General features: G+C 67.9%; 8 protein-coding genes. 4 read left to right on the forward strand and 4 right to left on the reverse strand.

What is annotated here, in order from left to right; translation table 11 throughout:
• Positions 1-199: 199 nt before the first annotated feature.
• The 4 genes from VN779_RS17695 to VN779_RS17710 form a co-directional block, all read right to left on the reverse strand.
• Complete coding sequence (locus tag VN779_RS17695) at positions 200-1,117, reverse strand: hypothetical protein (protein ID WP_325724696.1); 918 nt, start codon at positions 1,115-1,117, stop codon at positions 200-202.
• A gap of 77 nt (positions 1,118-1,194) precedes the next feature.
• Entirely contained in the window at positions 1,195-1,680 is a 486-nt protein-coding gene (locus VN779_RS17700) for a SigE family RNA polymerase sigma factor (protein ID WP_325724698.1), read from the reverse strand.
• A gap of 121 nt (positions 1,681-1,801) precedes the next feature.
• Positions 1,802-2,176: an L-rhamnose mutarotase gene (locus VN779_RS17705; RefSeq protein ID WP_325724700.1), complete on the reverse strand. Its 375-nt coding sequence runs from the start codon at positions 2,174-2,176 to the stop codon at positions 1,802-1,804.
• A 197-nt stretch (positions 2,177-2,373) separates the two neighbouring features.
• The gene (locus VN779_RS17710; RefSeq protein WP_349260839.1) at positions 2,374-4,092 is read right to left on the reverse strand and encodes a glycoside hydrolase family 13 protein; all 1,719 of its coding nucleotides are present in this window, start codon (positions 4,090-4,092) and stop codon (positions 2,374-2,376) included.
• Positions 4,093-4,385: 293 nt separating this feature from the next.
• On the opposite strand from VN779_RS17710, the gene VN779_RS17715 reads away from it, so the two are divergent.
• From VN779_RS17715 to VN779_RS17730, 4 genes are all read left to right on the forward strand, one after another.
• Positions 4,386-5,831 carry an ABC transporter substrate-binding protein gene (locus VN779_RS17715; RefSeq protein WP_325724704.1) on the forward strand — a complete coding sequence of 482 codons (1,446 nt, stop codon included), beginning with the start codon at positions 4,386-4,388 and terminating at the stop codon, positions 5,829-5,831.
• A gap of 174 nt (positions 5,832-6,005) precedes the next feature.
• A complete protein-coding gene (locus VN779_RS17720; RefSeq protein WP_325724706.1) occupies positions 6,006-6,947 on the forward strand; it encodes a carbohydrate ABC transporter permease in 942 nt (313 codons plus the stop codon).
• 1 nt (position 6,948) lies between these two features.
• The gene (locus tag VN779_RS17725) at positions 6,949-7,839 is read left to right on the forward strand and encodes a carbohydrate ABC transporter permease (RefSeq protein WP_325724708.1); all 891 of its coding nucleotides are present in this window, start codon (positions 6,949-6,951) and stop codon (positions 7,837-7,839) included.
• A gap of 152 nt (positions 7,840-7,991) precedes the next feature.
• Positions 7,992-8,538 (forward strand): alpha-amylase family glycosyl hydrolase (locus VN779_RS17730; protein WP_325724710.1); only part of this gene is annotated, 547 nt, incomplete at its 3' end.

Here is an 8,538-nt window from a genome sequence, read left to right on the forward strand (position 1 = left end):
AGAAGTAGCGTCGGACAAGGCCGCGGCGTCTGGCACGTGCGATCGCAAGGCTGCGGAGCGTCCTCATACCGGGCATCTGGCAGTGTCCGATAGGTGCCTGGCGGCACCGGGGCTTCGCCAACGCAGCGAGCGTGCGTGGCAGGCGTCGCGGCCCCAGCGAAACTTCTTACACACGGCCTAACCGTCGCGGGCAGCCTGCTTACTTGGCCAGGGCGGCTGGCACGTACAGCTGCCACATGTGATCGATCGCGATGCTGTTCCACTTGTCGATGGTCCCCGGCGGCAGCGTGCGGGTGACCGCGTTCGCGCCGCTTTTTGGGTCGCCGTTCTGCACGGTGATTTCGACGGCGACCCCGGTCGCCTGGTTCGCGATGACCCGGTCCACGACGATCTTGGACGGCGGCGCCGTGATGACCTGCACCATAGCGTTTCCGGCGCCGTCGTCGATTCCCTCGACAAAGCATTCCGGCACGGGGGCGCCGGACGTAAGGGCGCCCGGCGGGGCGGGGTTGCTGGACGGAGAGGCGCCGCCCCCCGAGATAGGGCTTATGGAGGGAGTGGCGCTGGCCCAGTAACCCTGTTTCGCGCAGTCCACCGGGTCCATGCCGGACTTCACGACCGGGGCGACGCGGACGGAGATCTGCGCGACGCCCTTGCCGTCATCGACGTTCACCCGCAGCAGCCAGCCCGGAGAGGAGGGCAGGTAGGCGCCGAACGTCCAGCTCGCGGGGACGAGCTTGCGCAGGATGTTGAACGCGGCCGCGGCGTCGATCGGGACCTCGCCCGGCCTGGGCCCGCGGGGGACCGGGAACGAGCTCGAGAGGGTCAGGCTCGGCACGGGCGAGGCCGGCAGCGGGCCGAGGGACTGCGGCGGGCGGACCTGGTGGCCCGCCACGCCATAGCTGTCCCCGGGATTCGTGTCGCGCATCCCCGCGGCGACGCCCACGCCGGCGAGCAGCACTACGGCCGCGGTGCCCGCGCCGACGGCGATGTGGCGACGGCGCCTGCGGGCGCGCCCGAGGCGTTCGCCACCGGCGAGTAGGGCTTCGATAGGCGGGTCAAGCGCGCAGGTCGCGGCGTCCATGAGTTCGGAGAGCCGGTCTTCGGCGGCGTTCATCGCGTTCCCTTAATTGGATGGATGGTCCGAGGTGGGAGTTTGCGTGGGGGTTGCGTGGAGCTGGCTGAGCACTGCCGTCATTCCTGAAACAACAGCTCGCGGTCGTCGCCGAGCAGCGCGCGTAGCTGCTTGAGCGACCGGTTGCAGATGCTCTTGATCGCGGCCGGGGTGGTGTCGAGTAAGCCTGCGACGTCCTCAACGCTCAGGTCGTCGAGGTACCGCAGCACCATCACCGCGCGGTTGCGCGGCGTCAGGGTGCTCAGCGCCTCGGTCAGGACCATCCGCAGCTCCGGGTTGTCACCGGGGGCGCGACCCTCGGCGAACTCGGCGGTCGGAATCTCTCCGCTGCGCCGCAGCCGTCGGTGCGAGAGGTAGGTGTGCAGCAACGCCTTGCGGGCGTACGCGTCCACGGACTCGCTCTTCTGGATGCGGTGCCACGAGGAGTAGAGCTTGGCCAGACAGGTCTGCACCAGGTCCTGCGCCTCGTGCCAGTCCCCGCACATCAGATACGCGATGCGAAAGAGCTGACCAGCCCTCGCGCTCGCGAATTCGTGATACTGCAAGAGACCAGTGGATTCCCGATCACCCACGGTGGCTCCCAACTTGACGGCGTCAGAAGTACAGACGCCTCGGGAGCGCGGCGGGTAGCGCGTTCCTCGGCCCGCGTGACCGTGCCGATCGCGGTCAGTCGGTGTGGAACACCTCGGGCAGGACGGTCCACCACTCCCCCGGCTGCGCGCCCGGGAGCTGCTCCTGGCACGGATCGGTCAGCCTCCACCAGCGCTGCGTCGCCGCATCGGCGGCCATGCGCGCCATGTCGGCGGCGTGGTCCTCGCCGATGTATTCGTAGTAGCTGATCAGCAAATCGTCGTGCAGATAGATCGAGTAGTTGCGGATGTTGCACGCGGTGATCATGGCCAGCACCTCGGGCCACACGTCACGGTGCAGCCGCAGGTACTCATCCCGGTGCTCCGGACGCAGGCGGACGACTTGGGCTCGGCGCTGTGGGTGGCGCGATTCGGCGGCGGGGGCAGTGGCGCGCTCGTCAGCATCAGTCATCGGCCGAAGTTATCCCGCAGCGCCTCCGGTCGGCTAGGGCCTGATTGGAAAGTCTCGCCTGGGCCGCGGCGCCTGCCACGCACGCTCGCTGCGTTGTCGGATCGTCCGCGTACACCCGGTACGAGAACGACCCTCCGCCTTGCGATCGCACGCGCCAGACACCGCGGCCTTAACCGGCGCCACTTTCCAATCAGGCCCTAGTACTGTTCCGGCAGCCGCAGCCAGACGCCGGTGTCGGGTGCCAGCGACTCGTCGTGCAGCGGATCGCTGCTCAGCAGGATGCTGTCATGCTCTGGTAGCTCGATCGGCGCATGAGAGAGGTTGATCACGCAGGCAAACTCGTCTCCACGGCGGAACGCCAGCACGCCGGGCTCGGTGGCGAGCCAGCGCAACGGCTCGCGGTCGCTGCGCAGCGCGGGCTGCTCCCGGCGCAGCCGGAGTGCGGCGCGGTAGAGCTCCAGCATCGAGGCCGGATCCTCGGACTGCGCCTCGACCGTGTAGTCGCTCCAGGATCCGGGTTGCGGGAGCCAAGGCTGCGATCCCGCGTCGGCCGGGCTGAATCCGAACGGGGCGAGCGTGCCGGACCAGGGCAGCGGCACGCGGCAGCCGTCGCGGCCGGGGTCGGCGCCGCCGGTGCGGTGCCACATCGGGTCTTGGCGCGCCGCATCGGGCAGATCTTCGACCTCCCAGAGGCCGAGTTCTTCGCCCTGGTAGATGTAGACGCTGCCGGGCAGCGCGAGCGTGAGCAGAGCGGCGGCGCGGGCGCGGCGGGTGCCCAGTTCGAGGTCTAGCGGGTCGCCGTGGTGCCGCTCGGCGAAGTCGAAGGTGGTGTCGGCGCGGCCGTAGCGGGTGACGTGCCTGGTGACGTCATGGTTGGAGAGCACCCAGCTGGCCGGCGCGCCGACCGGGGCGTGCGCGGCAAGGGTTTCATCGATGGTTCGGCGCAGCGCCTCGGCGTCCCAGGCGCAGCGCAGGAACTCGAAGTTGAACGCGCTGTGCATCTCGTTGGGCCGAAGGTAGAGCGCGAAGCGGCGCGGGTCCGGCAGCCAGATCTCGCCGATCAGGACTCTGCCACCGGGGTACGAGTCCGCGACCCGCCGCCACTCGCGATAGATCTCGTGGATGCCGTCACGGTCGGTGTAAGGGTGCAGCGGTCGGGTGCCGGGAGCCGGCGAGACCGCGGCCTGGGCTTGTTGCGGCGCAAGTTCCTGCTCGACGTCCGCCAGGAACGGGTCCTTGATCAGGATCGCGGCCGAGTCGATCCGGATGCCGTCCACGCCGCGGTCGAGCCAGAATCGCAGCACGCTGAGGAACTCGTCGCGGACCTCGGCGTTGTCCCAGTTGAAGTCGGGTTGTTGTGGGGCGAACAGATGCAGGTACCACTGGCCGGGGCGGCCGTCGGGCTCGGTGACCCGGGTCCAGGCCGGCCCGCCGAAGTGCGAGACCCAGTTGTTCGGCGGAAGGTCGCCGCCTGGGCCGCGGCCGGGGCGGAACCAGAAGCGGGAGCGTTCGAGCGAGCGCGGCGCGGCGGCAAGCGCGGCTTTGAACCACGGGTGCTGATCCGAGCAGTGGTTGGGTACGACGTCGATGATGATGCGGATGCCGCGCTGGTGTGCCTCGGCGACCAGCGCGTCGGCGTCGGCGAGCGAGCCGAATACGGGATCGATGTCGCGGTAGTCGGCGATGTCGTACCCTGCGTCGGCCATCGGCGAGGGATACCACGGCGTCAGCCAGATGGCATCGATACCGAGGCCGGCGAGGTAGTCGAGGTGGTCGCGCACGCCGCGCAGGTCGCCGATTCCGTCGCCGTCGCCGTCCGCGAAGCTGCGCAGGTAGATCTGGTAGATCGCGGCGTCGCGCCACCATTGCGCGATGCCGGACAGGTGCGGGGCGCCGTCCGGGGACACAGTCTCCATTGAAGACGGGTCGCTCGCGGCCGGCACGGTGACAGCGCCCACGGCGGGGGTCGTGTCGGCGAGCGCCGCGTCCGGACGCAGGGGGCGGAAGCCAGGCGAGGTCACGGTGCGGCGCTCCTTGCTCCGTCGATGGCGGGTCGCAGCCAAGGTGATGCACAGAGAGTAGCACTGGTAGGTCGCATCTTTGCGATGTCTCATCAACTTATTGCAGTCAGTTGTCGCCATCGCTACAGTGACCTCACTCGACCGAGGGCAGGGCTCGGTGCCCAGGTTTCCGCTCAGGGAGGACACAGATGTCCGCAAGGCATAAGCGAAAGAAGGTCGCGGCGTTCGCATGCGCGGCGGCCCTGGCGTTCGGCGCGGCCGCCTGCTCATCAAGCAGCGGCGGATCGGGCGCGGGCAACAGCGCCGACGGGACCGCGGACGGCAAGCCGCTCGACCCGAACGCCACCGTCACGATCAGCATCGACTGCGCGCCGGCCTCGGACCAGCCCGGTCTTCAGGCGCAGTACAACGACGACCTGGCCACCTTCAAGGTCAAGTACCCGCACGTCACGGTCAACCCGCTGCCGAAAACCAAGTGCGAGGACCCGGCGACCTTCACGGCGATGCTCAAGGGTCACACCGAGACCAACGCCTTCTACGCCTACTTCACCGACCAGAACCAGGTGCTCAACTCGGGCGACGCGGCGGACATCAGCGCGTACGTCAACCCGCAGACCGTGCCCGGCATCAAAGACCTGCTGCCGACGGTGACCAAGGAGATCAGCAACGGGGGCAAGGTCTACGCGCTGCCGCGGATCTACTACACCACCGGCCTGGTCTACAACCGCGACCTGTTCAAGCGGGCCGGTCTGGACCCGGACAAGCCGCCGACGACTTGGGCGGACCTGGCGGCCGACGCCGCGAAGATCACGGCGCTAGGCGGCGGGATCACGGGTTACGAGGACTACAGCGGCGGCAACACCGGCGGCTGGCACTTCGGCGACGAGATCGACAGCGTCGGCGGCAGCCTGACCACCCCGGACGGCAGCAAGGCCGCGTTCAACAACGCTCAGGGCCAGCAGGTGCTGCAGAACCTCTACAACATGCGCTGGCAGTCCGGCGGCATCGGGGCGACCCCGGTGACCCAGTGGGCCGACGCCTTCCCGCCGCTGGCCTCCGGCAAGGTCGGCATGATCATCGGCGCACCGGACGTGATCTCGCACCTGACCAACTCGCTCGGCGCCACGCCCGGCCAGTGGGGCCTCGGGCCGATGCCCGGCCAGAACGGACCCGCGCCGGCCACCCAGGACGGCGGCGACCTGTTCTACATCAAGAAGTCGGACACTGCGAACCAGATCAAGGCCGCGATCGCCTGGATCAACTACGAGTACATGACGCCGGGCCAGGGCCAGTTCAACTACGCGCGCAACGTGGCCCTCTCCGGAGACCCGGGCACCAACAAGTTCATCGCGGTCGGGCTGCCCGAGCCGCAGCTGTGGGCGCCGAACACCGCGATGGCGCAGGCCGACGCGGCGGCACTGAAGGCGGCCAACGCGAACATGCCGGTGGCGAACTACGCCCCGTACCTCAACAACCCGGTTCCCGGCATCGGCGAGCCGCCGATCGCCGCGCAGCAGATCTACGCGGTGCTCGACAACGCGATGTCCGCGGTGATGACGAACAAGAGCGCGAACATCCAGCAGCTGCTCGGTGACGCCGAGAGCAAGGTCAACCAGATCCTCGCCAACCAGTAGCGGCGCCACTCGGGAAGGCGGAGCGCCGCCGCGCTCCACCAAGAAGCGGCGCGGCGCGTGGGTCCGGTCCGCACTACCTGACCCGCGCGCCGCCGCCGATCTACCGCAGGACACCGACAACGCAGCACGCGACGGATTAACACGGCAACGGCATCAGCCAGACGGGAGAAGCGGGTGGCGATCGTCATCTCGCCGGGCAGGACCGAGACCGCGGCGCCGGTCCGGCGCCCGCAGACCAGGTTCGTGCGCGAGGCGCGCCGCAACGTGCGGGCGCACGGGTTCCTGCTCGGCTCAGTGCTCTGCTTCGCGCTGTTCACCTGGTACCCGATGATCCGCGAGATCATCGAGTCCTTCCAGCGACTGCACTTGGGCGTCACCGGCTTCGCCGGACTGCGCAACTATCGGCAGATCACCGCTGACCCGTTCTTCTGGCAGGCCTGGCGCAATACCTTCCAGTTCACCGGGCTGGCGTTGCTGTTCGGCTTCGCGCTGCCGTTCGTCGTCGCGGTGGTGATCAACGAGTTCCGGCACGCCCAGGCATATCTTCGTGTGCTGGTTTACCTGCCGGTGATGCTGCCGCCGGTGGCCGGAATCCTGCTCTTTCGCAACTACTTCATGGATCCGACCAACGCGGGCCTGCTCAATCAGCTGCTGCACGCGGTACACCTGCCGACCTCGCAGTGGTGGGGCGCGGCGCCGAGCGCCATGCCCTCGCTGGTGATCATCTCGACCTGGACGAACATGGGTAGCGCGGTGCTGATTTACCTCGCGGCGTTGCAGGGCATCCCGGGCGAGCTGTACGAGGCGGCCGAGATCGATGGGGCCGGGCTGCTCAAGCGGGTGTGGCACGTGACCATCCCGCAGACCCGAACGATCCTCTCGCTGCTGCTGATGCTGCAGATCGTGGCGACGATGCAGATGTTCACCGAGTCCTTCGTGACCACCGGCGGCGGGCCGGAGAGTTCGACGGTCACGATCGTCTACCTCGCCTACAACTACGCCTTCCAGTTCAGCAACTTCAACACGGCGGAGGCGCTCGGGGTGATCATGTTCATCGTCCTGGGCATCTTCTCCGTGCTCTACGTCTGGATCGAGCGACACGGGAACGAGGCCTGACATGGCTGCCTATGCCGACCAATCCAGGACCCTGATCTCCCGGGCGCAGCTAGGCCGCAAGAGCGGCCGACAGGCGTACTGGGTATCACTGAGCGCCGTCGTGCTGGTGTTCAGCCTGGTGTTCCTCTTCCCGCTGTACTGGATGATCAGCGGCGGGTTCAAGCCGACCGCGGAGCTGGTGCAGAACCCGCCGAGCTTCGTGCCGACGCACCCGCAGATAACGCCGTACCGCACCGCCTGGGACGAGCTGCACATGGGCCGTCTGCTGCTCAACACGCTGATTTATGCAGGTGGCGCGCTCGCGTTGCAGCTGACCTTCTGCGTCGCGGCGGCGTATTCGCTCTCGAAGTTGCGGCCGGTGCTCGGCAACGTGATCCTCGGCATGATGCTGGCCACGATGATGATCCCGGCCGCGATCCTGGTCATCCCGCAGTACCTGACCGTGCTGAATCTGCCGCTGGTGCACTGGAACCTGCTGAACACCCCGTGGGTGATCTGGCTGCCCTCGGTGGCCAACGCGTTCAACATCTTCCTGCTCAAGCGGTTCTTCGATTCGATACCCGAGGACATCCTCGCGGCGGCGGCGATCGACGGCGCCAGCTCGATCAGGACCCTGCGCTCGATCGTGCTGCCGATGTCCAGGCCGATCCTGGGCGTGGTCTCGATCTTCACGGTGATCGCCGTGTGGAAGGACTTCCTCTGGCCGCTGCTCACGCTGACCGACCCGGGAAAGATGACGCTGAACGTGGGCGTGAACAGCGCGGCGGCGAACATGCAGGAGAACGTGCTGATCGCGGGCTTGGCCATGGCCTCCTTGCCGACCATCGGCTTCTTCCTGCTGTTCCAGCGCAACATCATGTCCGGTCTGACCAGCGGCGCCATGAAGGGCTAGCCGGCACCCGGCGCGGCGCCGCGACGAGTCGAGGACGAAGCAGGGCAGAAACAGAGACGACGCGCAGACTAAGCGTTCTGATTTACGGGCGATCAGCGTCGATCACCGGCATCCCACATACCCCAACGCGACAAGAGAGCGGGTAGCGATCCGTGCCTGACGTGCGTTCCCAGAAGGCGGCCGAATGGTGGCGGTCGGCCGTCATCTACCAGATCTATCCGCGCAGCTTCGCCGACGGAAACGGCGACGGCGTGGGCGATCTGGCGGGTGTCCGGGCCAGGCTGCCGTATCTCGCGCGACTGGGTGTCGACGCGCTCTGGTTCAGTCCGTGGTACGCCTCACCACAGGCCGACGCGGGCTACGACGTGGCCGATTACCGGGCGATCGACCCGGTGTTCGGAACGCTGGCCGAGGCGCAGGAGCTGATCCGGGAGGCACACGGGCTCGGCATCCGGATCATCGTGGACGTGGTGCCCAATCACTGTTCCGACCAGCATCCCTGGTTCCGCAATGCGTTATCAAAGGGCCCTGATTCGGCCGAGCGGGAGCTGTTCTGGTTCCGGCCCGGCCGCGGCCCGAGCGGTGAGTTGCCACCGAACGACTGGCAGTCGATCTTCGGCGGCCCGGCGTGGACCCGGACGACCGATCCGGATGGCGCGCCGGGTGACTGGTACCTGCATCTGTTCGCGGCCCAGCAGC

The sequence above is a fragment of the Actinocrinis sp. genome (assembly GCF_035605935.1).
Classification (GTDB): domain Bacteria; phylum Actinomycetota; class Actinomycetes; order Streptomycetales; family Catenulisporaceae; genus Actinocrinis.

Bases quoted from the DNA above. Each gene is read 5' to 3' on its own strand.
- VN779_RS17695 (WP_325724696.1), bottom strand. From the start codon at position 1,117: ATGAACGCCGCCGAAGACCGGCTCTCCGAACTCATGGACGCCGCGACC.
- VN779_RS17705 (WP_325724700.1), bottom strand. From the start codon at position 2,176: ATGACTGATGCTGACGAGCGCGCCACTGCCCCCGCCGCCGAATCGCGC.
- VN779_RS17710 (WP_349260839.1), bottom strand. From the start codon at position 4,092: ATGGAGACTGTGTCCCCGGACGGCGCCCCGCACCTGTCCGGCATCGCG.
- VN779_RS17715 (WP_325724704.1), top strand. From the start codon at position 4,386: ATGTCCGCAAGGCATAAGCGAAAGAAGGTCGCGGCGTTCGCATGCGCG.
- VN779_RS17725 (WP_325724708.1), top strand. From the start codon at position 6,949: ATGGCTGCCTATGCCGACCAATCCAGGACCCTGATCTCCCGGGCGCAG.